General features: G+C 42.9%; 19 protein-coding genes. 1 reads left to right on the forward strand and 18 read right to left on the reverse strand.

Going from position 1 to position 25,912, the window contains the following annotated elements; all coding sequences use genetic code 11:
* Positions 1–456 precede the first annotated feature (456 nt).
* From K401_RS0126380 to K401_RS0126470, 17 genes are all read right to left on the reverse strand, one after another.
* On the reverse strand, positions 457–3,114 hold the full coding sequence (locus K401_RS0126380) for a calcium-translocating P-type ATPase, PMCA-type (protein WP_024295760.1): 2,658 nt from the start codon (positions 3,112–3,114) through the stop codon (positions 457–459).
* Positions 3,115–3,722: 608 nt separating this feature from the next.
* The gene (dgoD, locus tag K401_RS0126390) at positions 3,723–4,868 is read right to left on the reverse strand and encodes a galactonate dehydratase (RefSeq protein ID WP_024295762.1); all 1,146 of its coding nucleotides are present in this window, start codon (positions 4,866–4,868) and stop codon (positions 3,723–3,725) included.
* A complete protein-coding gene (locus K401_RS0126395) occupies positions 4,865–6,259 on the reverse strand; it encodes a PTS galactitol transporter subunit IIC (RefSeq protein WP_024295763.1) in 1,395 nt (464 codons plus the stop codon). The genes dgoD and K401_RS0126395 overlap by 4 nt, the downstream gene beginning before the upstream one ends.
* 24 nt (positions 6,260–6,283) lie before the next feature.
* On the reverse strand, positions 6,284–6,562 hold the full coding sequence (locus K401_RS0126400) for a PTS sugar transporter subunit IIB (RefSeq protein ID WP_024295764.1): 279 nt from the start codon (positions 6,560–6,562) through the stop codon (positions 6,284–6,286).
* A 99-nt stretch (positions 6,563–6,661) separates the two neighbouring features.
* A complete protein-coding gene (locus K401_RS0126405; protein WP_024295765.1) occupies positions 6,662–7,129 on the reverse strand; it encodes a PTS sugar transporter subunit IIA in 468 nt (155 codons plus the stop codon).
* Positions 7,130–7,141: 12 nt separating this feature from the next.
* Entirely contained in the window at positions 7,142–7,759 is a 618-nt protein-coding gene (locus tag K401_RS0126410; protein WP_024295766.1) for a bifunctional 4-hydroxy-2-oxoglutarate aldolase/2-dehydro-3-deoxy-phosphogluconate aldolase, read from the reverse strand.
* A 55-nt stretch (positions 7,760–7,814) separates the two neighbouring features.
* Positions 7,815–10,727 (reverse strand): sigma 54-interacting transcriptional regulator, encoded by a 2,913-nt coding sequence (locus K401_RS0126415; protein ID WP_024295767.1) that lies wholly within the window; start codon positions 10,725–10,727, stop codon positions 7,815–7,817.
* A 271-nt stretch (positions 10,728–10,998) separates the two neighbouring features.
* Positions 10,999–12,411, reverse strand: a complete 1,413-nt coding sequence (locus tag K401_RS0126420; RefSeq protein WP_024295768.1) for a glycoside hydrolase family 1 protein — start codon at positions 12,409–12,411, stop codon at positions 10,999–11,001.
* Positions 12,412–12,823: 412 nt separating this feature from the next.
* Positions 12,824–13,444, reverse strand: a complete 621-nt coding sequence (locus K401_RS0126430; RefSeq protein ID WP_024295769.1) for a dihydroxyacetone kinase subunit L — start codon at positions 13,442–13,444, stop codon at positions 12,824–12,826.
* A gap of 16 nt (positions 13,445–13,460) precedes the next feature.
* Positions 13,461–14,471: a dihydroxyacetone kinase subunit DhaK gene (locus K401_RS0126435; RefSeq protein WP_024295770.1), complete on the reverse strand. Its 1,011-nt coding sequence runs from the start codon at positions 14,469–14,471 to the stop codon at positions 13,461–13,463.
* A 30-nt stretch (positions 14,472–14,501) separates the two neighbouring features.
* Positions 14,502–15,257: an ABC transporter ATP-binding protein gene (locus tag K401_RS0126440; protein WP_024295771.1), complete on the reverse strand. Its 756-nt coding sequence runs from the start codon at positions 15,255–15,257 to the stop codon at positions 14,502–14,504.
* Positions 15,250–16,011, reverse strand: a complete 762-nt coding sequence (locus tag K401_RS0126445; RefSeq protein ID WP_024295772.1) for an ABC transporter ATP-binding protein — start codon at positions 16,009–16,011, stop codon at positions 15,250–15,252. The genes K401_RS0126440 and K401_RS0126445 overlap by 8 nt, the downstream gene beginning before the upstream one ends.
* Positions 16,012–16,033: 22 nt before the next feature.
* Complete coding sequence (locus K401_RS0126450) at positions 16,034–17,026, reverse strand: branched-chain amino acid ABC transporter permease (protein WP_024295773.1); 993 nt, start codon at positions 17,024–17,026, stop codon at positions 16,034–16,036.
* 13 nt (positions 17,027–17,039) lie between these two features.
* Positions 17,040–17,984, reverse strand: a complete 945-nt coding sequence (locus K401_RS0126455) for a branched-chain amino acid ABC transporter permease (RefSeq protein WP_084492990.1) — start codon at positions 17,982–17,984, stop codon at positions 17,040–17,042.
* A gap of 30 nt (positions 17,985–18,014) precedes the next feature.
* Positions 18,015–19,250, reverse strand: a complete 1,236-nt coding sequence (locus K401_RS0126460) for an ABC transporter substrate-binding protein (protein ID WP_024295775.1) — start codon at positions 19,248–19,250, stop codon at positions 18,015–18,017.
* Positions 19,251–19,276: 26 nt separating this feature from the next.
* Positions 19,277–20,287: a zinc-dependent alcohol dehydrogenase gene (locus K401_RS0126465; protein ID WP_024295776.1), complete on the reverse strand. Its 1,011-nt coding sequence runs from the start codon at positions 20,285–20,287 to the stop codon at positions 19,277–19,279.
* Positions 20,288–20,476: 189 nt separating this feature from the next.
* Entirely contained in the window at positions 20,477–22,255 is a 1,779-nt protein-coding gene (locus K401_RS0126470) for a sigma-54 interaction domain-containing protein (RefSeq protein WP_024295777.1), read from the reverse strand.
* A gap of 372 nt (positions 22,256–22,627) precedes the next feature.
* Here K401_RS0126470 and K401_RS0126480 point away from each other — a divergent pair, with 372 nt between their 5' ends.
* Positions 22,628–23,539: a helix-turn-helix domain-containing protein gene (locus K401_RS0126480; RefSeq protein ID WP_027352306.1), complete on the forward strand. Its 912-nt coding sequence runs from the start codon at positions 22,628–22,630 to the stop codon at positions 23,537–23,539.
* A 297-nt stretch (positions 23,540–23,836) separates the two neighbouring features.
* Here the strand turns inward: K401_RS0126480 and K401_RS0126485 are convergent, their stop codons facing one another.
* Complete coding sequence (locus K401_RS0126485) at positions 23,837–25,048, reverse strand: MFS transporter (protein ID WP_024295778.1); 1,212 nt, start codon at positions 25,046–25,048, stop codon at positions 23,837–23,839.
* Between the last annotated feature and the right edge of the window lie 864 nt (positions 25,049–25,912).

A 25,912-nucleotide genomic window follows, 5' to 3' on the forward strand; every position in this document is an offset into this window, starting at 1 on the left:
TTCAATGGATTGGACTTGTGTCAATAACATACATATCAAAAGTTTAACTTTTGCTTCTGATTATCAGGCGGCCTTAGAATCTTTTCGTATAATCTTTCGGAATATAAGGGAAAAGATATTTTTATTGCAAAGATCATATTATATACATAAAAACTGTGGTTACGAAAGCAAAATAACAGATATGTGAAACAACATGACAGGGCAGCTTGAAATATCCATAAAAGAACGTTTATTCATAAAAGGCTTGCCCGTAAAAAAGTATGTGTGTACAGATATAATGATTATAAGAAAAAACGGAAGAGGCCGGGTGATCTCTTCCGTCTGGAAATTGCGTAATTTCGTATTGGTATCAGTTCTTTGTTTCGTTTAGAGAACAACTGAAGACTTCTGCCTTCCAGTTCTTCTATCATATGATCCGCCGCTGAGGAATCGATCGCACTGACTGATTTAACTCTCCTATTTCTTTATACATCTCCAGCACAGCCTTACAAGCTCAGACAGCACAACCACGCTGGACGCCGTTCCGAAGAGTTTACCCCACATCATAAGATCAAGTGGAATTGTACCAAAGAATGCACCGGCAAACTGAATAATGATTACCTGCAGAATAAAGGTGGTGCCAACTACCAGCAGCATGAGCTTGTTTTTTAATAAATTCTTAAAAATACTGTTGCTATGAAGTTCACGGCAATTAAAAGCATTGAAAAGCTGGAACAATGCAAACAGCGTAAATAAAACTGTCGGCATTTGGTCTGTTGTTGCATCCAAAAAGTTAAAGAGATACTGACACAGAAAAATGACAGACATATAAACACCTGTGACAGCAATCCGGCCCAGCATCGCTTTTGATACAATGCTTTCGCCCCGCTTTGTGGGCTGCCGTGTCATCAGATCATCGTAGTTTGGCTCCAAACCCAGGGTCAATGCGGGAGGGCCGTCCATTATAATATTAATCCACAATAATTGTAAGGCAGTGAAGGGTGCTTTTAATCCCAAAAGAATCGACGTAAATACAACAATGACTGACGAAAGGTTTACAGTCAGCTGGAAGCAGATAAACCGCTTGAAGTTTTCATAAATATTGCGCCCCCACTCCACTGCCTTGACAATGGTGGAAAAGGAATCATCCAGCAGAACAATGTCGCTTGCCTCCTTGGAAACCTCTGTGCCGGAAATCCCCATTGCAATTCCCACATCAGCATTTTTTAACGCCGGAGCATCGTTTATGCCGTCACCTGTTACGGCAACCACATTGCCCTGTGCCTTTAAGAGCTTTACAATACGCATTTTAATCGTTGGTGTGCTCCGGGCGATGACACTAATGGTCTGTATCTTAGCAGACAGTTCCTCGTCGCTCATATCCGCAATGTCTTTCGCTTCAACCGCAACAGAACCGTTGTCCAAAATATGCAATTCATTTGCAATGGCTGTGGCAGTTATGATGTTGTCGCCAGTAAGGATTTTCAACCCAACGCCCGCCCCACGGCAGGATTTCACCGCTGCATACACATCTGAGCGCAGAGGGTCGGAAATGGCCACAAATCCGTCAAACACCATGCCGCTTTCCATTGCCTGATGCGCTGTTTCTTCCTCATAATCCCGCATAGAGAGGAGTTCCTTGTGTGCAAAAGCGATCACGCGCATGGCTTTTTCCTGTGCATGTATCATATGCTTTTCAATATGGGCTTTTGCTTCATAAGACAGGCTGCACATGGAAAAGATACATTCTGGGCTGCCCTTGACATAGGAAATAATTTTTCCATCAACCTTTGAAATTGTGGTCATGTGCTTGAGCTCTGACGAAAACGGAAAGGCGTGCAGGACATTGTGATCGCTGCGTTCATCGCGGTATGATTTGCCGCTGCTTTTTCGTCCGGACGAATTCTCGTAGAAGTTCAACAGGGCACATTCGGTTGGATTGCCGATAAATGTACCATCCTCGCTGATATCTGCGGTAGTGTTCAGGCAGATATTATGAATCAGCCAACCGGATACCAGCTCAGCGGTATTCCTGTGCCATTCCGTATCATAAAAAGCACCTACTGTCATTTTATTTTCCGTCAGCGTGCCGGTCTTATCGGAACAGATAATATTTATACAGCCAACCGTTTCGGAAGCAATCATTTTTTTGACCAGGGCGTTTTGTTTCGACAGCTTGATAATATTGATAGAGAGGGACACCGCCACAATTGTGGGCAGCCCTTCCGGTACAGCGGCAACGATCAGCACAATACTGGTGACAAAGGCTTCCATAACTTCTTCCAATGCCAGCCCTTCCTGTACGGCAAAAGAAATGAGCTGGGCAATAAACACGGTAAAAGCGGCGATCACACCAAGTATTGTGATGGTCTTTCCAAGCCGTGCCAGTTTTTCCTGTAATGGCGTACTGGATTGCTTCGATTCTGTCAGCTCGCGGGCAATCTTACCAAACTCGGTAGAATCGCCTACAGAGATGGCAACCATCTTGCAGTGGCCGTTTGTGATAAAATTTCCGCAGTAGAGCATGTTGGCCCGTTCCGCAAGCGGCAGTTTTTCATCCGCTATAATATATTCCGCATCCTTTTTTGCCGGAACGCTTTCTCCTGTTAATGCCGATTCATCAGCAGTCAGACCGACACTTTCAAGCAGTCTGCCATCTGCAGGAATTTTGTCCCCGGTGGAAAGCAAAAGGATATCTCCAGCCACGATTTCATTCTGATCCAGCATGACGGTGTTCCCGTCGCGTATTGCCTTAATGACTGTATTATTACTGATTTGAGAAAGTGCTTCAAAGGCTCTCGCACTTCTTCCTTCCATGACAACAGTAATGATGACCGAAAGTGAAATAGCGGCAAAAATGCCCACACATTCCAAATAATCGGCTTCGCCGCCTGTTACCCCTCGAAAAATATTGACGGCAAGGGCGATAAGCCCGGCCAGAATCAACATGATAATCATCGGTTCCGTGGCGGATTTCCATATCCGTCTGAATAATGATTCCGGTTTTTGCCGGGTAAGGGTGTTCGAACCATATAATTGGCGGTTTTCCTCTGCCTGCTGTGATGTCAATCCTGATTCAGAATCTGTTTTGAGGTGATCCAACAGCACCTCTTTTGTTGTCATAAATTCGTTCATTGCAAAATCTCCTCCATTTATTCCAACAAAAAAGACCCAGGCATGGTTTGTACCATACATGAGTCAAATAAAAAAGACCATGCATGGGAAAACCACACATGAGTCTCGTTTTTTAAGACAAGCCAGACCGCACGGTCAGTATGTTGACTTGCCACGCGAAAAGCCGCGCAAACTACTCCCTCAATTGAGCATTTTTAGTTGTTTTATTAGAATAGCATGTACAGTACCGGTTAGTCAAGGATAACCGGAAACTTCTGATGAACAGCCTCTAAGGAGCCTCTTCCTGGATCTTTCCAAATGGCTGCGGAAAAGCCACGCAGGCGCCGTACAGGGAAAACTGCCGGCAATTAAGGGATATCCATGTGAATTTCTTTAAAACTATATGCACTATATCTTTCCCTATGATGTAAATTGAAAAAAGGCAGATAAAATGGGCTTGTACAACTTTATCTGCCTCACTACAAAAATGAACATAATACATAGTGGCATTTCCCAACAGCACGTAATATGTCAGGCTTACTTGATACTTTCTCATTGGCGGCAGCTGAGTGTGGGATCCTTTCCTTTTATATGATTTTATACTCCCCGTATGTCATATATCACGGATCTTACCATTCAGCCTTTGTTCCATCATAATGTTTCCAGTTGGGATTGGACCAGTTCAGTCCTTCCATAGACACTTCTTTCACCTTTTCTTCGTCGATGATAAGACCCAAACCCGGTTTATCCGGTAAGCCGATAAAGCCGTCCTGGTACTGGAATATTTCTTTATTTTCTACAAAGTCCAGAAGATCAAAGCCTTTGTTATAATGAATTCCCAGTGACTGCTCCTGGATAAAGACATTGGGGCTGCAAGAATCAATCTGCAAGGTAGCCGCCAGTGCAATTGGCCCATAGGGAGCATGGGGAGCAGCTGCAATATCATAGGCTTCTGCCATAGCGATAATCTTCCTGGTTTCCATGATTCCGCCGGCTAAAGCCACATCAGGCTGAATGATATCAATATATCCGCTTTTTAAAATATCTTTAAATCCCCAGCGTGTATAAAGCCGTTCGCCAGTCGCCAGCGGTGTCACCACATGCTCCGCCACCTCCTTAAACGCCTCCTGATTTTCACAAAGCACAACCTCCTCCAAAAACATCGGCCGGAATGGCTCCAACTCCTTTGCCAAAACCTTTGCCATCGGCTTGTGTACACGACCATGAAAATCCACGCCAATATTTAAATCGTTGCCAAAAGTCTCCCGCAGGGCGGCAACCCGTGCCACCACTTCATCAATTTTCTTAAAATTATCAATATAATGAAGCTCTTCTGTTGCATTCATTTTTACCGAGTCAAAGCCTCTGTCAACCCGGTCCTGTGCATCCTTTACCACATCGCTGGGACGGTCTCCGCCAATCCAGGAGTAGACCTTAATCCGTTCCCTGGCGGCCCCACCCATCAAATCATAGATGGGGGCATTATAATATTTTCCTTTAATATCCCAAAGTGCGATCTCAAGACCGGAGATGATCGTCATATTAATCGGGCCGCCGCGGAAAAATACACGGTATAATTCCTGCCAGAGAGTTTCAATCTCCAACGGATTTCTTCCAATCAGCCGTTTTGCCATTTCCTTTGTACCGGCTACCACTGTCTCGGTCTTCGTTCCGGAAACCATCTCCCCCCAGCCCTCAATGCCCTCGTCAGTGACTATTTTCACAAAAATCCACCGGGGTTTTACTGTATATACGATTACGTCTGTTATTTTCATACTTCTGCTCCTAAACTTACAGCTTCCTTCTGCTTTTTCTCTTCTAATATTCTGGCTCTTTTCTTGTTCAAATTACTCATAAATACCCAGGTACCGGCGATAGCTGCAAGCAATACCGGAATGCTGATGACCAGATTGCTGATAAATGCTTTGTAAACTAAAAAACTCACAGTCAGGCTGGTTGCCGCAAACGAGGTTATGTAACTTCCATCTGCTGCCAGATTTAAGCCAACACTGGTTGCTAACTCGGTAAGAACCGGTGCGGTAGCAGTACCGGCAAGCAATATCACACCAGTACAAACAAGCCCCATGATAATATTCTTAAATAAATTGCCCCTTGTAATGGCCACCACCAATGCAACACGGAAGGTTACAACTGCCAGATCAGCAAACGGCAGAACACGGTTTCCAGGCAGAACAGCTGCCATTAAAATAGTTAAGGGTATAACAATCAACGATGTTGTAATAACATCCGGATTACCAACTACCACTGCAGCATCCAGTCCAATAAGAAATTTTCTGCCTTTAAATTTGCTTTGAGTGAATTTTTTTGCCGCCTCGGAAATTGGCATTAAGCCTTCCATAAATAAAGAGGTCATCTTAGGAATCAAGACCATAACTGCAGCCATATTCACCCCCAATGCCAGGATTCCTGATACCGGATATTTTGCCAGGGCACCAATGATACAGCCTAATATCAATCCCATCATGGTTGGTTCACCGAAAAAGCCTAAATATTTCTTAGCGTTTTTTACATCAAAATTTAGTTTATTAATTCCTGGAATTCGGTCAAGCAGCCAGTTTAGGGGTGCCGCAATGATCACAGAAGACAATGCGGACATTGTGGGCAGAGAAACACCGGGAATCCCAAAATAGTCTTCTACCAGTGGCGCCGTCCAGTCAGAGAGTTTAAAGGTAATAACTGCCATTACCACAGTTGCGGCTATTCCCAGAGGTATACTTTTCGTGACATAATAAACCATAATACCGACAATTGCCATGTGATGATAGTTCCAGATATCAACATCAAGCGTATCCGTTGCCTTAAGTACAAGCATAATAATATTCGTTGCCAGTATACAGAAAATCAAAATAGCTATAATTGGTGACGACCAGGTTACCGCTGCAATTGCTCCCCAACCCACATCCAGAATATCAAGTTTAATCCCAAAGTTTTCTACCATGGCCTGGGCAGCCGGTCCCAGGTTTGATTTCATCATATTGATAACCAGATTAATACCTGCAAAACCGATTCCAATTGTCAGTCCTGAACGAAAAGCTTTTGCTAATTTCACGCGAAAAATCAAACCGATGACCGTAATAATAATCGGAAGCATCACAACCGCTCCGGCAGCCAAAATCGTATTAAATATAGAATATATAATCTGCATGATCACTTCTCCTTAGTTTTATATTTACTTTAACATTGCAATAATTTCATCCAACGTCGCCTCTTCCCCGATTCCGGTCAAAAGAGAGATTGCTCCAATCACCGGGATTCCCACATCCCCACCGGTGAACTTTCCTGTCGTAACCAGTAAGTCAAAGTTTTCCGCTTTGGATTCCACTTCCAGAAGCTTACACTGTGTAACTGTAACGTCAATACCGCTGTCTTCACATTTCTCTTTTATTTTTGTACCTACCACTGTTGATGTTGCGATTCCATTTCCACAAGCTACTAATATTCTTTTCATTTCCTTCTCCAATCTGATCCCGTAATTTTTAAGTACTGCTTTCTGGTCAAGCGGATATTCGCAATCCGCTTCGCTGCTTGATTCGGTTAAATTTCATATTTACTGCTGTAATAGATGGCTGGATATCATATCGTAAACAGGTTTTGTATCGCTGGCTGTTACGATTTTTTTTAAATTCTCCTGATCTTTTATTAACTCCACAACCTTTTGAAGCATCTCCAAATGACCATGTGCCTCTTTTAATGCCAGGATGATGATGATATTCACATCAATTTGATGGTCCGGTTCATCCATCGCACTGAATTTTACCGGTTTTTTAAGAATTCCCACACAGATTGCTGCCTGATTGACATAACTTGTATCCGCATGGGGAATTGCTATATTGATTTCACCTGTTGACAGACCTGTCGGGAACATAGCCTCACGCTCCAGAATAGCCTCTTTATACCCCTTTTTCACATACCCTTTATCCAGCAAATAATCCGTTAGCTGGGTCAGTGCTTCGGTATTTTCCTCTATTCCTTCCAGCTCCAGTATCAATGATTCATCAAAAACTATTTCGCTCATTCATATTCTCCTCTATATCAGCTGCTCTGTCAGCTTCTGTACAGATGCTTTCAGCCCGGACAGATTTTCACCGATTATATCCTCTTTTTTAAACAATCCGGAACCTATTCCCGCATAAGCAGCCCCGGCATCAAAAAACTCCTTGACATTACTGCCGTTTACACCGCCTACTACCATCAGAGGAAGCTTGCCAAGAGGTGCCTGAATATCCTTTAAATAAGCTGCTCCCATAATTCCTGCGGGAAACAGTTTGATAATATCTGCTCCATCCCTTATGCCCTGCATAATTTCTGACGGAGTCAGAGCCCCAGGGACAGAAATAACCCCCTGTTCTTTGCATAACTCAATAATTTCCTTACTGAATGTAATGGGAGATAATAAGAATCTGGCACCGGCTGCAATTGCTGCATCGGCCTCCTCATAGGTGGTTACCGTCCCGGCACCGACCAGTATATCATTACCGAATTCCTTACTGATGCTTTTGATAATCTCAATCGCATCAGGAGTATTCATTGTAATTTCTACTGATTTTATTGCGGTGCCGAGAAGACTTTTCACCACGGTTCTGATTTGAGAATGGGTATACCCTCTCAAAATGACTGTAATCTTTGGAAAATCTTCCTTTTTCATCTTTCCACTCCTTTCTTGCCTCTACGCTATTATATAGAGCAAGAATCGTGCCAACTTAATTGACCGGTTTTGTGTCCAGACGAAGATTTTCCCTGATTTCATTGATAGAATTGCTGTTTCTTATTAAACTTACCAGGTTTTCGCTGCTTAACATCTGATAAAGCTGTTCAAAATATTTTTTTGAATTTTCATCCAAAGCCAGTACAAAGATCAGATCGACCGTATTTGTACCATCCCACATCACTGGTTTGTCAAGTTTTGTTATCGATATGACTGGTTTTGTAACACTGGCCGGATCACCGTGTGGAATGGCTATACCACCTTTTAAATAAGTGGTCATCATTCCTTCCCGTTTATAAACACTTAGTAAAAACCGCTCGTCCACATATCCCTCGCTTGTCATCGTCTCGATCGCCTGATCTAAAAGCTGTTCCTTTAACCGGAATGGCGGGTTCACAAAGATCAATTCCGGTGTAATGACCTCACCAAGAATGACATGATCCAGCAATAGGCTGTTTTTAATGATTTTACGCAGTTTTGAGATACCGGAAGACTGATAGATATCATCCAGGGAAAGAAATGGAATATTTTTTACTTCCGGATTAATTGTCCCGACAATCGCAAGGATTTCATATTGAGCCGCTTCCTGCAGAATGATTTGTTCCACGTCTTCATTTTCTATATAGCCTCTGTTTATGATAACAATATTGTCCAATACTGATTTTAACCGCTCTGAGATAAAATCCCGAAGCAGCTTTGCTGCTCCCTGTCCGGTGATACACAGACAAAGAACCGCTCTTTTATGCTGAATTTTATTATATTTAGCTGTTTTAGGCTGCAATGTTTTTTTACTGTCAAGTTCATCTACAATTGTTTCAATTGACTCTTCTGTCCAAAGTACTTTATGAAGGCACTCGATCACCATTAAGGTGTCCACCCTCCCGCAGACAGCAACCGGAATTTTTGTCTCCTGCCTGATCTTCTCTGCAAAAGTCAGGAGTGATCCCATATCTGCAAGCAGGATGCAGCCTCGTCCCTGGTTTCTTTCGATTACCAGTTGTTTTGTTTTCTCATAGGCAGCCGCCGGATCCTCACTCAAAGCCATCTCCAAAGCTGCGGCGTGGTTTACTCCCAGAATTTTATTGGCAACCTCTGCCATTCCCCCTGCTACTCTTCCATGGGACAGCACAATCACAGCTGTTTTTCCTTCTGTATCAACCTGTCCTACCTGAAACTTACTGAGATACATTGCCAAAAAGACTGCCTCGTCGGCTGGAAGCATCACATAGAATTTATCATTGACCTTATCAACGATATGAGCTGCAACTTTATATTCCTTTGCATGCCGCTTTTTAATTTCTTCAAAACTGCTTCCAAGCGCCACTTTTCTCTCTTTGGTCATATCCAGTGACGCGCGAATATGAATGGCCATGGGAAAAATAATCGTATCTTTAAGTCCCGGTAATTCTTTCTGCGCTTCCTGATATATATATTCCGTTATCTCCAGTACATCTTCTCCCACGATTGCGGACAGCTCATGCAGGCTGAATTTGGACTCTTCCATTTTGCGAATCTGCTGAACCAGCGTTGTTTCAACCTCATCTTGCAAGATCCTGCTGATTTCCTCTGCTGCTACCCCATTTTTCAAAAGCTTTGTATACCTTTCTTCCAGCTGTTCGTAAATACCGGTACCGCTCATCTTGTGTAAACGTCCTGAAAACTGCTGGTATCCCGCCTCTGAAAAAAGGACATCCCCGCTGATTAAATGCCGTATACCATTAGGAACCGATTGATTGATGCAGCTCTTTAAGTGCTCCGGAAGGTTATCCGCAACTACATCTATCGCTGTTTTATTATGAAGCTTTGCCTCTAAGAATGCCTTCGCACAGCAAACCTGGATATCTGATTTCAGCTGACCGATATTACCTGGAAATTCCGCCAAAAGCAGACAGTTTAATACCGACTGGTTTACACGGATATCACGGCCAAGCCGTTCCCTTTCCATCGTAAGATAAAACTCGATAAACTGCCATTTTTCCTCCAGAGGCCGTTCTGTCAATGCCGGAATTTCAATGCTCATTGGAATCCGCCGGCGAAACGTTAAAAGCAGCGAGCTTTCCGGATCCTCCGTCGTTGCCGCTATAATTAAGGGGTGGCTTTCACGGCTGGTTTCTGCTTCTCCCAAACGGCGGAACTTGCCTTTATCCATTAAGTAAAACAGGATTTCCTGCCCTTCTGCGGGAAGCCTGTGCACTTCATCCAGAAACAAGATACCGCCGTCACACAACTCAACAATTCCCTTTTTATGTTCAGTTGCTCCTGTAAATGCTCCCTTCGTATATCCGAATAATTGAGCCAGGAGCAGCTGAGGATTATCAGCATAATCAGCACAGTTAAACTCGAAATAAGGAGCCTCTTCCTGGAAATTATCCGTTCTGACTGCAAAATCATGCATCAGCTCTGCCAAAAAACTTTTACCAACACCAGAAGGACCATATAACAACGTATGCAGCCCTTTTGGTGGATACATTACTGCCGCCTTTGCCTTACTGATTTGATTTTTCAGACTACCGTCTGAACCGATAATCTTATGGAAAATGTCATCTTGAAATTCCAGCTTATTATCGCTGACCGGTGTTTCATCCTGAGAATATTTAATCACCGGCTCCCATATTTCAGGGTAAGATTTATGCAGCTGTCCGACGGTAAATTTTCCGATCTTAAACCCTCGTTGTTTTAGTAATTCTGCCAATTTACGATCTGATACCAATCCCATTTCATAAAATAAACCTTGGATCTCCTGAAGCAATCGTTCTTTTCTACGTTCCGATGAAGCAGGGATTCCAGTTTCTATCCGGACTTTTGTTATAGTTTCGCGCAGTGTTCCCAATTCATCGGCAATGGCTTCATCCGTAAGAGGATTCCGCTTATCCTCCTGCCCGATTATTAACTTTATTTTGTCCCTCATAACGCTCCCTACCTCACTAGTATATAATTTTTTGTTCTTAAAATGATTCTATCACCATGTTATAATATCCGCAACTCTACGCATAGAGAAAGTCTGCACAGATAACTCTTAAAGAGAAACTCACCCTTGTTCAACAGGCTAATACCCATAAATAAAAGGGACTGTGCACTAATCAGTGCAACAGCCCTCTTTATCCCCTTCATAAATAAACACAACCGTCCCTCAGATTTCGCAAGCCTGTCCTGCCAGCCCTTAAATGGGTCTATCAGCTTTAACTCAAATCCTTCCCATTGCTGCTGATCACCTTTTTATACCAGTAAAATGAATCTTTCCGGTAGCGGTCACAATTTTTCACATCAAATTCATCCCGGTCCACATAGATAAAACCGTAGCGCTTTACCATGCCTTCATGGGTTGAGATCAGATCAATGGCCGACCAGGGACAATAGCCCATCATCTCAGCACCGTCTGTAATTGCCAACTGAATCTGTTGGATATGTCTCCTTAAATATTCAATGCGGTAAGGATCATGCACTTTTTCTCCTTCCAGTTTATCGTAAGCGCCAAGTCCATTCTCCGTAACAATCATGGGGAGACGGTATCTGGAATACATTTCTCTTATGGTAGCCCTAAATCCCGCCGGGTCGATCTCCCAGCCAAATTCTGTAACCGGCAGATGCGGGTTCTTGAACCCTTTATAAAATCCCGCCTCTCCCCTTGCAGTCTGCTGATCCGCTCCCGGATCCATGGTCTCAGTTCCGTCGCTCGCCTCGCAGGTGGCAGTATTATAATAATTAAACCCGATAAAATCAGGATGTCCGCTCTTAAGCGCCTCCGCATCGCCGGGTGCGAACACCGGGCAGGCATTATGCTCCTCCAGATATGCCCATACCAGATTGTTGTACACTCCATAAACCGCCATATCCAGATACAGCCAGTTGCGAATGGCATTGTAATTCTGAGCCGCCAGAATATCCTCCGGCTTACAGCTGGCCGGATATACCAATGAAATATTAGGTGCCGGTCCTATTTTCCCATGGGGCAGCATTTCATGACACAAAGCCATGGCTTTCGCCTGGGCAACCAGCATATGGTGATTCTGCTGATAGATCTCCTTTTTCACATTTGTACAGCCTTTTGGCAGGAACAGGGTCCCGATCACTGGCCCCACCAGCGTCAGCATATTTTGTTCATTTATGGTAAGCCAGTATTTGACACGGTCTCCGAAATTTTCAAACAGTACTTTGGCATAATTTAAAAACCAGTCAACGGATTCCGGATTTCCCCAGCTGCCCCGCTGATCAAGAGCGGCCGGCATGTCAAAATGAAACATGGTGACAAACGGCTCAATATGATATTTCAGGCATTCATCGATCAGATGGTTATAATATTCAATTCCCTTAGGATTGACTCTTCCGGTGCCTTCCGGCAAAATACGTGACCACGCAATGGAAAAGCGGTAAGTCTTAAATCCCATTTCCGCCATCAATGCCACATCTTCCTTATAATGATGATACTGGTCCGCGCATACATCCAGTTGGGAGGTTCCTTCCGGTACCTTTTTTACATCCTGACAGGATGGTCCTTTTCCGTCAATCAGATTCGCTCCTTCCACCTGGTAAGCGGAAGTGGAGGCTCCCCACAGGAAATCCTCCGGAAAATCTTTTAATCTTTTATGCTGCATTCTTTTCTTCCCCCTTCATACGTTTCCTTTGGATCAATAAAATCAAACATTCCCGCCAACTGAGAAGGTAATTGGACTGCAAACGGCAAAGGCTGTGTCCAGGTCTTTCCGTTGACCACCCGTTATTTTAAAGACCTCAATCTGATCACTGTCAGTACCGGTGACAAATACAAACTCATTCTTAATCAATAACTCTCTTGGTATTTCCCCTATGCCACAGCATGGGCTGGGTAATGTGCAGGAGCTGCACTCCTTTCAATACTTTAATGATACGATAAATTAAGTTGATTTTCAACATATTTTACCACCAAATATTCCTGGAATCTATTAATTGAAATAGTGCTCCATGTATTTTCTAAGGAAGGAAAGTATGCAATTCAAAGTTATAGTCCGCCCACATTTTCCTCCCAAATCAATCCCCGCACAAAGCTTCAAAAATCAGCCTTCCAACAACAGCTCCTCCGTCTAAGTACCCCAGGTTTTTTTCTCCATAATAAGCAGCTCTTCCATGTACAGGTTTCATCTGCTTCGTGGCTTCTGCCCCTACAGCCGCTATCCTGGCCGCTTCTTTCAGAGCCTTATACAAATCTCCATTTTCCTCTTCAAGCTTTTTCCCTAAGGTTTCCACCGCCGGATACAGGGAATCCAAAATGGTTCTTTCCCCCGGCCTGGAACCTGCTTTTTCCATAATTTTATCCACCCCTGCATGCAGGGCGTCTGCAATCTGCCGGGGGGTAGCGTCCATTGTTCCTTTTAAGCTCCTGGCCATTCCCATAAAACCAAAGGAAAGGATGGTTCCCAGGCTGGATGGCGCCGCTTCATTGAACGCATTTCCAGCCTTCATAAGCAGCTTGCCTAAATCCTTTTCTTCTGATAATTCCATGATCATACACACTGCTTTAAAACCGTCATTCATGGAAATTCCCAAATCTCCATCGCCGTTTTGCTGATCCAGTTTTACTAGATAATCTTTATTTTCTTCTATCTTCCGGCTAATCCGGCCAATGGCCCGTGCTAATCCCTGTGCATCCATGCCTTATCCTCCCGGTCTATTTATTGAAATTTGTGTAGAATGGCGACTGGGCCGGCTGCTCTAACAGAGCCTTCAGCTCATCGTCCAGTTTCATGACTGTAAGCGATAAACCGGCCATTTCCATGGAGGTCGCATATTCTCCTATATGGGGCATATAAATGCTTATCCCCTGCTCACTCAATATCTGATGCACCCTGCGGTAGACAATGAATTGCTCTTCCAACGGTGTGGCACCCAGACCATTCACCATAACAGAAACCTCATCTCCCGGCTTCAAAGGCATATCCTCTGTAATCTTATTCAGCAGTACTTCAGCCACTTGATCCGCAGTCATCATTTTTCGGACTTCCACTCCTGGTTCTCCATGGATTCCCATGCCAATTTCGATTTCATCTTCAGCAATTGTAAAAGTAGGCTTCCCAACCTGAGGCACGATACAAGACGACAGGGCTGCTCCCATTGTACGGATATTATCCAGCGCATGCCGGGCCGCTTCTGCCACTTCTTCCAGCGTGCCGCCATTTTCCGCTTTCCCACCGGCAATCTTAAAAGCATAAACCATTCCAGCCACCCCGCGGCGTCTGTCCCTTTTCTCTTTGGGAGCACTGGCTATGTCATCCCTAACCAGTACCATTTCAGTCCGGATGTCATCCTCCATATCTACGGTTTCACAGGCCAGTTCAAAGTTCATCCTGTCTCCGCCGTAATTTCCCAACAAAACCAGAACGCCGTTTCCTTTATCACATGCACGAATCATACCCGCCATCTTAGACGCTGCCGGAGAAGCAAATACATTACCCACCGTACATCCATCTAAAAGCCCCTGACCCACATAACCTAAAAATACAGGAAGATGCCCGGAACCTCCTGCCGTTACGATGCCTACTTTTCCTTCTCTGACTTTATAATTGTTTAGTAAAATCCGATAGTCACCGTCTAATAATTTCACTTTATCTCCATAGGCAGCAATAATGCCTTCCATGGTCTCTTTTACAAAATTTTCCGGTTGATTAATCAGTTTTTTCATTATTAACCCCTTTCTATCTACTCCATAGAATTAGCCTGCCGGCGCTTTCTGGCTCCTCCTGCCCTGCCCCGCACGATTACCCAAATAGGCTTCCGCAATTCTCGGATCACTTCTCATTTCAGACGATAAGCCTTGCATTTTAATCTTCCCCTGTTCGATCACATAAGTGTAGTCAGAAATCTTCATTGCAAGCCTTGCGTTCTGTTCATTCAATAGAATCGTAATCCCTGTTTTATTGATTTCTGCTATTTTCTCAAACATTTCTCCTACTAATAGCGGTGATAATCCCATCGATGGCTCATCCAGCAAAAGGATTTTAGGCCTGGCCATCAATGCCCTTCCTATAGCCAGCATTTGTTGTTCTCCGCCGCTCATGCTCCACGCCAGCTGTTTACGTCTCTCCTTTAGCCTCGGAAATATCTCATATACCATTTCCAGCTCAGCAGCATAAGATTTATTTCCGAAATATCCATGCCATACAATAGTCCCTGTCTGAAGATTTTCTTCCACAGACAGCCCCGGGAATACATGTCTGCCTTCCGGTACCTGGATAATCCCCATTCTGGCGATCTGACGGGAATTTTTCTTTAATATTTCAATCTCATCATTCACTATAATAGAGCCTTTGCGGGTGATTGTCCCGGAAATTGAATTCATGAGAGTGCTCTTTCCTGCTCCATTGCTTCCGATCAGACAGGTGATTTTTCCTTTGCCGACTACCATCTGGATTCCCTTGAGAGCTTCAATCGGACCATAATATGCATATAAATTATTTATCTTAATCATCAAAGTCCCTCCCTAAGTAGGCTTCCAGAACAATCGGATTCGCAGCAATTTCTTCCGGCACACCTCTGGCAAGAATTTCTCCAAATACCAGGACATCAATATTCTCACAACTGCTCATAACCAGATCCATCTGATGTTCAATTAATAAAATACCGATGTTTCTCTTTTTGGCAGCAAACAGCAGCAGGTTTCTGGCCTGTTCTATTTCCTGTGTTGTAAGGCCTGCGGCAGGTTCATCTACTAACATCACTTTGGGATGACCTAACATGGATCTGACAATTTCCAAAATTTTTCTTTGACCAAAAGGTATCGCTGTAATATCCTCATCCCAGTCAAATGTAAATCCTGCCAATTCCATTAACTGATCCAATTCCTTCAAAAAATCACTTCCCCGGGTACCGATGAAACTTTTAAAATACCCCAGCTGATCATGAAGATCCACTCCCAGCATCAGATTATCTCTTATATTTGACCTGTATAAAAACCGGGGTGTCTGAAAGGTTCTTCCGATCCCATTTCTTGCCCGTATATGCGAAGGTACTTTTGTGATCTGCCCGCCATTAAAAAATATGGACCCATGATCTACATCGTAAATTCCGCTGATCAGGTTCATCATTGTACTCTTTCCTGCTCCATTGGGTCCAATCAGTCCATGAACTTCTCCTGGCATCACTTTAAGATCCACATTTTTTGCTGTTACGACACCGCCGAAGCTTTTACATACGCCTTCCAATTTCAATATTGCTTCGCCCATAATTTCCTCCTCAGATCTCCAGCTACTTTAGTTTACGTCTTCTTCTCATATTTTTGAGAAGATCTGAAACCGCACCGCCGATTCCCATTGGCATGAAAATCATCATGACAATGACTGCAATTCCATATATGAACATCAGATATTTATCAAGCCCTCTGAGAACCTCCGGCAGGAAGGTAACGATCAATGCGCCTATAAAAATACCCGGAGTACTGTTAATCCCTCCAAGCATAGACATAATGACAATGGTCGTGCTCTTAGCAAAACTAAACTGATCGCCTGAGATAAAACGGTTATGCTGTGCCAGCAGGGCACCCGACAGCCCGGCAAAGGTTCCTGCAATCACAAATGCAATGACCCTTGTCCGATAAATATTTACACCCAGCGTCTGCGCAGCAATTTCATTATCCCTGATGGATGCAAGGGAACGTCCCAGGCTGGTACGCCGGATCCTCTCCACTGAAAATGCAATCAGTAAGACCAAAGTAATCAATAAAAAATACCACTTTTTATAGCTGTCAAATACAAAAGTGCCTATAGCCAATGTACGTATCTCCGGTATCCCCTTAGGTCCCCCAAAAGCTGGTTCATAATTTAAAAACAAGGTGTACAATACCTGCACAAATCCCAGGGTCGCAAAGGTACAAAATGAACTTTTTAAACGAAGAAATAAAACACCTGTTGCAAGAGAAAAAAGAGCTGTAAAGGCAACTGACAGTAAGACAGCCCCAACACCGGGGACTACAAAACCCAAACGTCCGGAGCAAAGGTTCGCTGCGGTATAGGCCCCAATTCCCATAAATGCCACTCCTGAAAATACCAGCTGTCCGCACATTCCCAGCATGATAGAAAGCCCATATGCCGTAATCATATTAATCAATGCAATATTCACAACCAAAATCGTATAATTATTCATTTTCAATGCCACAAACATGGAAAATAGTATCAGGGTGCCTGCTGTAATCCAGTTTTTGGGGTCAGCAAACCGCCCCCTGCTTATCATTGTTTTATCCATTCTGATTCCCTCCTTAAGCTTTATCAGCGACTTTGTCTACAATCAGTCCCTGAGGTCTGAAAATCAGGAAAATGATCAGAATCAGAAAAACAATCGCATCTTTATAAGAAGAAAATTTCACAGTTGCAAAAGATTCCACTGTCCCAACCAGAAGACATCCGATAATTGCACCCTTAATGCTTCCAAATCCACCTATTACCGTACCTGCAAAGGCACGGAGCTGCAGCGCTGACAAAGATGTTGTAACTGTGTAGATTGGTGCTACCATGTAACCGCCTATGGATACCAGAACTGTTACCAGTATATATGTAACTGCAGTTGTCATCAGCGTAGAAATACCCATAAGTTCAGCAGCCGGCTTATCCTGGGCAGCGGCCTGCATCATGATACCAATATAGGTTCTTTCAAACAGCAGATAGATCAGGGACATTACCACCACTGCAACTGCTATAATTAATAAAAATTGGGCCTGCAGCCTTGTCCCAAATAAATTGATCGTCAAAGCGCTTCCCTTGGAATTACTCAACAGGGGAACAATCGTCCTGGGCCAGGAACCAAACAAAATCATGGTTCCTTCGGACAGCACCAGAGAAGCTCCCATAGTTGCAATAATCGGCGCCACAACATAAGAGGCTCTCCTCAGCGGCCAATAGGTAACCATCATGAATATCAATCCTATTAAACCGTAAAATACCAATGCCAGCGGCATTGCAACATAAAACGGAAGTTTAAAATCCATAAACAGGACACAGGCTATGTATGCACCTACCATCAGTAAGTCACCTTGTGCAAAATTAAGGACCCCAACCGCTCTGATTAATAGGATCAGCCCCATAGCTATCATTGCATAAATCATTCCCATTGACAGTCCATTTACCAACAATGAAAAAAACAAACTAAAAGTCAATTTAATACCCCCAATTCTGCCGTTCCGCTTGTCAGCGCAGAGGCGCATCATCTGCGCCTTCTGGCTGAAAAGCCTGTCTTATTATCTGAAGTTAACCTTTCTTATGGGTGTTGCAGCTCCATCTGTTGTTTTACAGAGCAGGATGTATGTTGACATTACATGAAAAGTGTCTTCATAATTCTTATAATAATTGTTGGCGCCCTGCATATCCGTATCCTTCATAGCTTCGTTAATCTTTTCCCTGTCCTCAGTGGTTCCAGCCCGTTCACATGCTTCTTTGAACAGATAGACACAGTCATATCCCCATGCAGACTGCATGGCACTCATACCGTCAAATAACTCCTCATAGAGTTTTTCAAAGGTTACCGCCTGATCCGGCACATCCAGATCACCCTCCAGAATGTTAGGTGACCAATCTGCTATGGTGTACCAGCCATTTGCAGCTTCCCTCGCCACTTCAATAAATGGAGCACTTGCAAAACTGGATGAACCCATAAGAGGAATGTCACAGCCTGCGGACTGAAGCTGCTGAGCCAGGGCAACATCCCAAGCCTCACTGACTCCCATCACTACCAAACCGTCCACTCCAGAATTTAAAATCTGATTAATGATGGAACTGAAATTTGATTCATTTTCAGGGGCACCATATATATTTTTTTCAGATACAGCATTCCCCTTGGCTTCCATTGCTTTAACAAAATTGTCCTTCTGAATCGTGGTAGAAGATGCTGTTGTATAAAGAACAGCCGGATTTTTCATATTTAATTCATTCATTGCTATATCGGCCATAATCGGCCCGGTAAAATCATCTGTTACACGTATCTGCCATACATATTCATTGTTTGCTGCTGATATATCCGGATTTGATCCATTGGCAAAATAGGGAACTTTATTTTTCTCTATTTCAGGAAGAACCGCCATGCAGTTTGTTGAGAAATAAGAACCAATGACGGCTGGAACCCCGCTTTCAATCAGCTTAATGGTTGCATTAATGGCTATGGACTGGTCTGTGCCTTCGTCCTGGACATCCAGTACCAATTCTTTACCAAGTATCCCACCGGCCGCATTAATCTCATCCACAGCCATCTTCATTCCATTTACATAATAACCGCCTGTCAACTGGTTAGGGCCAGTTAAGGGGGCAGTTGCTCCCAACACCACCTTTCCATCAAAGGAAGCAGCTGGTGTGGAACTTTCTGTTGTTTGTGCCTGTGTACTGACTGCTGAGGATGCCTGTCCTCCGTTATTTCCTGAACATCCGTTAAGCAATCCCGCCAATAATGCCATACTTAAAGCTAACCCCATAACCTTCTTCATAATACGACTCCTTTTCTTTTTGTTTTTTATGATTTCAGCATCACTTTACATGCATTTGGATCTTCACATGATACCCTGAAAGCCTCTGGTGCATTATCAAGACTGAATACATGGGAAATCAATGGATCAATATGTATCATTCCGTTGGCCACATTCTGCAGGGTCTTTTCAATCCACCAAATACGGTCAATTTTAATGCGGTGCATAAGCGCCAGTGTACGAATATCAAAACCATCATTATGCCATCTGTTAATGTATAGGCTTGTTGGCTCCAGGACCCAGCTGTAAAGTCCCATGATTCCTCCATGTTTCAGCACATCACTGCAAAGCTGGATGGCCTTATCATTTCCAGCCACTTCAATTACCACATCTGCGCCCAAGTTGTTTGTCTCTTTCATGACAACACCCTCTACGTCATCTTTGCTGGCATTTAACACAATATCAGCTCCCATTTTCTTAGCCAGCTCCAGCTTTCCATCAATAATATCAACACAGATAACTTTTGCAGCACCCATCTTTTTAACAACCTGTGCGATAATCTGTCCGGCAAAGCCAACACCTACAACAACTACAACATCACCAAGCTCCACACCTGACTGCATACCTGCATAAATTGCGCAAGCAGTCGGCTCACCTAAAGAGGCCGATTCCATACTCATACCTTCCGGCACCTTCACCACACCATATCCGTTATGTACAACTGGAGCCACAAAATAATCTGCCATGGTATTATACCAGCCAAAAGACATTACCTTGTCTCCCACTTTAAAGTCAGTTACATTTTTACCCACTTCAACAATTTCACCAGCTGCTTCATGACCCATTTTCAAAGGATAAGCATGATGTGCCTCATTGTTACTTGCTGCCTGTTCAATCAGAACCTCCCGGGGCATCTTTCCAAGGGAATAATTTTTATCAGTACCGCAAATAGATGACATATACGTTTTCACCAGTACTTCATTGTCCCCCACCTCCAAATCAACGTTCTCCAATACAACTTCATTTGGTTTTTTTGTTACTACAATTCTGCTCTGCATAATTTCCTCCTGTACTTATAAAATTGATAAAGGTTAATCAATTACCTTTGTCAATATATACAGCAATTTCCGTGCCAACTTATTTTCCACGGTTTTTATGCAAAAAGCAGGGGTATTTTTCTCATTTTTCTCAGATCAAGGTTTAAAAAATTCTCATAATGAAAATTTTTTTCATTATGAGAATTCTGTTTAAACTTCTTTATTGAGACGCCTGTACAGAGTAGCCAAACTAATTCCCAGATTCTTAGCCGCCACCTTCTTCCCCTCTGTCGTATTTCCGTATTTTTTGATTGCTTCCTTTATCTGAGCCATTTCTACGGTTTTCAAGTCGCATCCCCCGCTAATCTGTTTTGTCACAGGAACAGACGGTGTTTTAACTTCCAATATCTGAACCGGCAATGAACTGATTCCTATACCACCAGACAGATTATCCGCGCTCATGGATATCATATACTGAACCACATTTTCCAGTTCCCGTATATTGCCCTTCCACTGGTAGCGGCAGAGATAATCCATGGCTTCCTTCGAAACCTCCTCCACATTAACCCCAAAAAATGAACGGTATTTATTCATAAAATATCGTACCAGGAGAGGAATATCCTCCGGACGTTCCCGAAGAGGAGGAAGGTGAATTTCAAAAATATTAAGTCTATAATACAAATCCTCCCGGAACTGTCCTTCATCCACCATTTTTTCAAGATCCTTGTTAGTAGCTGATATAATACGGATATTTAAGTCAATCTGTTTACTACTGCCCAATCGATCCAATTTACGTTCCTGAAGGACCCTGAGAAGTTTCGCTTGAAGATGGAACGGCATATCCCCTATTTCATCCAATAAAATCGTTCCCGTATTAGCCATCTCGAATTTTCCGATTTTTCCGCCTTTTTTTGCGCCTGTAAATGCTCCCTCATCATAGCCGAACAATTCTGACTCCAGAAGTTCCATGGGAATCGCAGCACAATTTACAGTAATAAACGGATTCCCGCAACGGTCTGATGCATTATGTATGGCTCTTGCAAACATTTCCTTTCCGGTTCCGGTTTCACCAGTCAATAAAATATTGGGCATGGTCTTGGCCACCTTATTTGCAATATCCTTAAGGCGCCTCATATGCATGCTTTCTCCCAGAATATTATCAAAAGTGATCTGATTTTCACGATACGCCTCGCCAGCAACCCGGCTCCCCACATTCTTAATTGTTTTAAAATTCAGGATTTTAGCCAAATCCTCACGCCCGTTAGCCACCTTATAAAATAAGGCACCATAGCTTTCTTTTCCAATTGTTATATTTTCATATATATTGACACTTTCTTCCATAATCATATTATGGAAGACCGGATCAGGTATTAAGTCCAAAATATTCTTTCCAATAGCTTCCCCTTGCTCCATCTTAAAAAGATTCATTGCCTTTTTATTGATATTACATATGATATTATTTGCATTTAAAAGTACATATCCATCTGATATCTGCTCCAGCACCTGATTTAACACTTGATTCTGGTTATCTAACTTCCTGTAAATGACTTGTTCTTTACGGCGCACATCTTCTTCTTTTAATTTGAGTTCAATCAGTTCACACATACTTTGTATGAAATTCAGAAGCCCTCTCCGCTCATCCTTTACTTTTTCAATATGTTCCTGTTCATAGCAGATGAGTCCCATGACTCCCACAACTTCGTCATTGTACACAATGGGACAATGTATATATCCCGTTTCCTTACAATTCTGTCTTTGATTACAGGCTAAGCAGGCCGAGCTATTGCGATCCACGGATGTACTGATTGCATATTCTCCGGTTTCAATTACCTGCTTCACCACTCCCCCGCTTTTAGGTACCGGTTTATATACAGTTCCTGCTACCCGCTGCAAACGATTATCAATGACCTGCGTGTCGATTCCGATTGCAAATGTGATCCCTTGTGCGATCCGTTGGATAAACTCCTTAATTTCCATCAAATCAGACATTTTTTATCCCTCCCGTCCACCTTCATAAAACGGAATGATTCCTCTACAGTTTTACCTGAACAGACATAGGATTCTGCCTATATCCTCATTACAACCCCGCTCCTATTGGCATTATATCATATAATTTCCAAATAGACTGTAATTTTATAGAAATCCCCCTATCTTCCACTAATTGTTTGCTCTGCTGCTTCTTTATTGTCATATATGAATACTTCTTTCGTATTTGTTTAGACAGTTAGCTCTGACAACCATATAAAATAATAACACATCTTTCCATTGTGTCTGAGAATTTCTCAATTATGACTCTGATCATTTGAGTCGGTAGACCGGTATATATACTCTTTCCACAAGAGAATATAATACAAAACAAGCATGGAAATAAAAATCAATGACTATTACGGACCTGAACATTTTAAAGCCATCAACGAGGATAATTACAATGTATCAAGAACATGTGAGTATGAGAAAAATGCAATGCATCATATTCATAATTCCAGCGAAATCTTAATCATAGAAACAGGCTCAGCCGATTATTATATATCCGGACAAAAGTACCATGTTGAAAAAAATGATATTTTAGTGATCGGTGCTATGGAGCATCACCAAAGCAAAATTTTACAGCCCCCCTATAGCAGATATGGGTTTACCATAAAACCTTCTTATTGCAGGAGCTTAAATCTGGAAGACGATTTGATGCAGGTTTTTTCCACACCTGCTCCGGAGCTGTTTGAGAGTCATTATAAGAACCTAAACCCTGATATAATCCATCAAATAATCGAGCTGCTGTGTTATCTGAAAAATGAAGTGGAATTTAATGAGTCGTTCCGCCCGCAAATGGAACGAAGCATCATTACCCAAATTGCGGTATTATTGTTCCGTGCATTTGAGACGAAAAAGCGGGGCCGTGTTCTATCTGTCATGAATGAAAGAATGCTGGAAATCAAGGAGTATATCAACTTACATTATCAGGAAAAAATAGATTTACAGCGCCTGAGAGACCTTTTTTTCTTACATCCTTCAACGATCAGCAAAGAATTTAAACGATGCTGCGGAATGACCTTAGTTAAATATATTAATACAGTAAGGGTATGTGAAGCTGCTAAATTACTGGAAAGCAGTCAATATAGCATATCCTTGATTTCAGACAAATGCGGCTATGAAAATGTGAATACTTTCCTAAGACACTTTAAATCCATAATGCAAGTATCACCTCTTCAATATAGAAAATCCGTACAGGAATTCTTTGAAAAAAAAGAGTATTTTAGGCCGAACGACCTGAAATAAAAAGTCAAATAACAATTGATACGGACTGAAAAAATGATTTATGCTGTTTTAAGCACAATTTTGCCACAAGACATTCCTGGACTTGGGAGATAAAAGATAACAGTAAAATGGAAACAGAGGAATCCGGTTACGCCAACCCGATCCCTCTGTAAAAATTGTAATTTGAAAAGGTATCTATCTCATGAAATGAAATTTCAAATTCCCTTCTCCCGTGTAATTTGGGGGAATAAGCGGAGTATTTTAATGATTACCCGGCGAAAATCCACCGCCGTGATATAGCCCTTTGAAATGTTTTTACTACGGTTTACCTATCTCAATCAGCGAACGTGCCCAGAGCAGCGTAATACCGCTGACGAATATCACCATGCCTGATGCAATCAACAGCCACTCAATCCGCACCACATCACCCAAGGGTCCGAACACAACCATTCCGAGCGGCATTGCCAACCCGCTGAACATCATCATAACGCTGAATACGCGCCCCATTTTGTCCGGCTCTATTTTACTCTGGAGCAGCGTCATACTGGGCGTGTTAAACAACGGCATAGTAACGCCGCAGGCGAGCATTACGCCTAAATATACCCAAAAATCCGGCACTACACCGAGCAGAAAACCTGTCAAACCGAATAGAGCGCAAGCCATGACAATCGTGTGGGCCTTATTTTTGAAACCGCCCCACACAGAAATCAATATGCCGCCTACGACCGCGCCAAGGGAAAATGCAATTTCAATCGCAGTCAGCCTCCAAACATCATCCCCGAATGTACGGGCGGCCTGAAGAGGAGTAAGCAAAGCAGAGGGCGACGCGAAAAAGCTGAAGAACGCGCTGTAAATGATAATAAGCTTCAGCCACGCCTTGGAGTTGATATACCGCAGCCCCTCACGCAGTTCGTGAAAGTATGCCTTTACACCAGGCTTTACTTTCTCGGCGTGCGGAACGCCGGACACCTTAACAAATATCAAAACTATGCTAATTCCTATGGCCGCAGTCACCACATCAATGAAGAAAATGTATTCAATCGGTAAGAACGACAGCAATGCCCCTGCTGCCATCGGTGCGACAAACATATTCAGCGACTGGATTGAGCTTTGAATGCCGTTGAATCGCTGCAAACTCTCCGTCGGCACAATTTGCGGTATCATTGCGGATACGGCAGGCTGCTGTATGCCTTGTCCAAATGCCCGTGCAACTACAACTATGAACATAAGCCAGATATTTTTGTTGCCGGAGATGTACGCGGCCGCCAAACCCAGCGTTATCAGCGCGATACACCCATCGGATATTACGATAAGGTGTTTGCGATTGTGCCTGTCCGCCCATACGCCCGCAAACGGCGAAATCAGCGTCATAGGCAATAGCGCAGCGCAGGTGAACAGCGTCATAATCACTCCTGATTTGGTTTCAAGTGTGATCTGCCAGGTTATGGCGTGTTGCACGAGCATTGAGCCGAACATTGACACGAACTGCCCAATGATATATAATGTTGCGTTACGTTTCCAGTTAGTCATTTCAGCACCTCATCTTTATTGGCAGTCAAGTAATCCATTACGAGCCTTCCAGCCTCTCAACCGCCTGTGAAATATTTTTGCCTGCTTTTGGTACGTTTAGTCAATCGGATACATGCAATCCGCTTCACCAGGCATGACCTTACAGCTGCTTCATGTCAAGCTTCGCCACCTACAGAATAGGCAATGTTTTTCTTTATCTCTCCTCTGTGGATTTTATCTGCAACGGCTTGATACCTGCTAATCTTCAAATCTGTTTTAAATTCTGACAGCAGAACTGTATACAACTGCAAAGCATACCAGGATGATTCCCGGAATAGAGCATGTTTTATTCTTGTACTGTTTTAGTTAGGGGATAGTTGTTATGCTCCATTGGTCACCCTTATTCCTTATCTAAATTCAAAGTTATGACCTTAATATATCATTGTATATTTCCGGAACTTTAATCCAACCCATTCACAAGAATTTTGTTGAAAACTGATTTTTTATCTCCTCCTATAGTAGTCAATAGCACTATCCACATTATATCATATTATTTATCTGAAAAATAATAGTTTTTGTTATTTTATGGATTATATATATTATTTCAAGATCTATAACAAATAAGCAAGCTTTAGTCCAGTCTGCTTCCCTCTTTTGTAAGGAGGCAAGCCATGTATGATGTTATAGCCAGACTATCTTAATGCAGTAAACATATTAAATTCTCAGCTTTACTTTTACATAAACCCGGTACCATCATTTCCAAATCTGTTTTTCCATAACAATATTCAGAAATATAGAATGACAGATATAATAAAGACGTGAACATAACTGTTCACGCCTCATAGGTCCATCATCTATTTTCTATATAATTCCACAAGCATCTCA

Origin of the sequence: Lacrimispora indolis DSM 755 (assembly GCF_000526995.1) — a bacterium.
Classification (GTDB): Bacteria; Bacillota; Clostridia; order Lachnospirales; family Lachnospiraceae; genus Lacrimispora; species Lacrimispora indolis.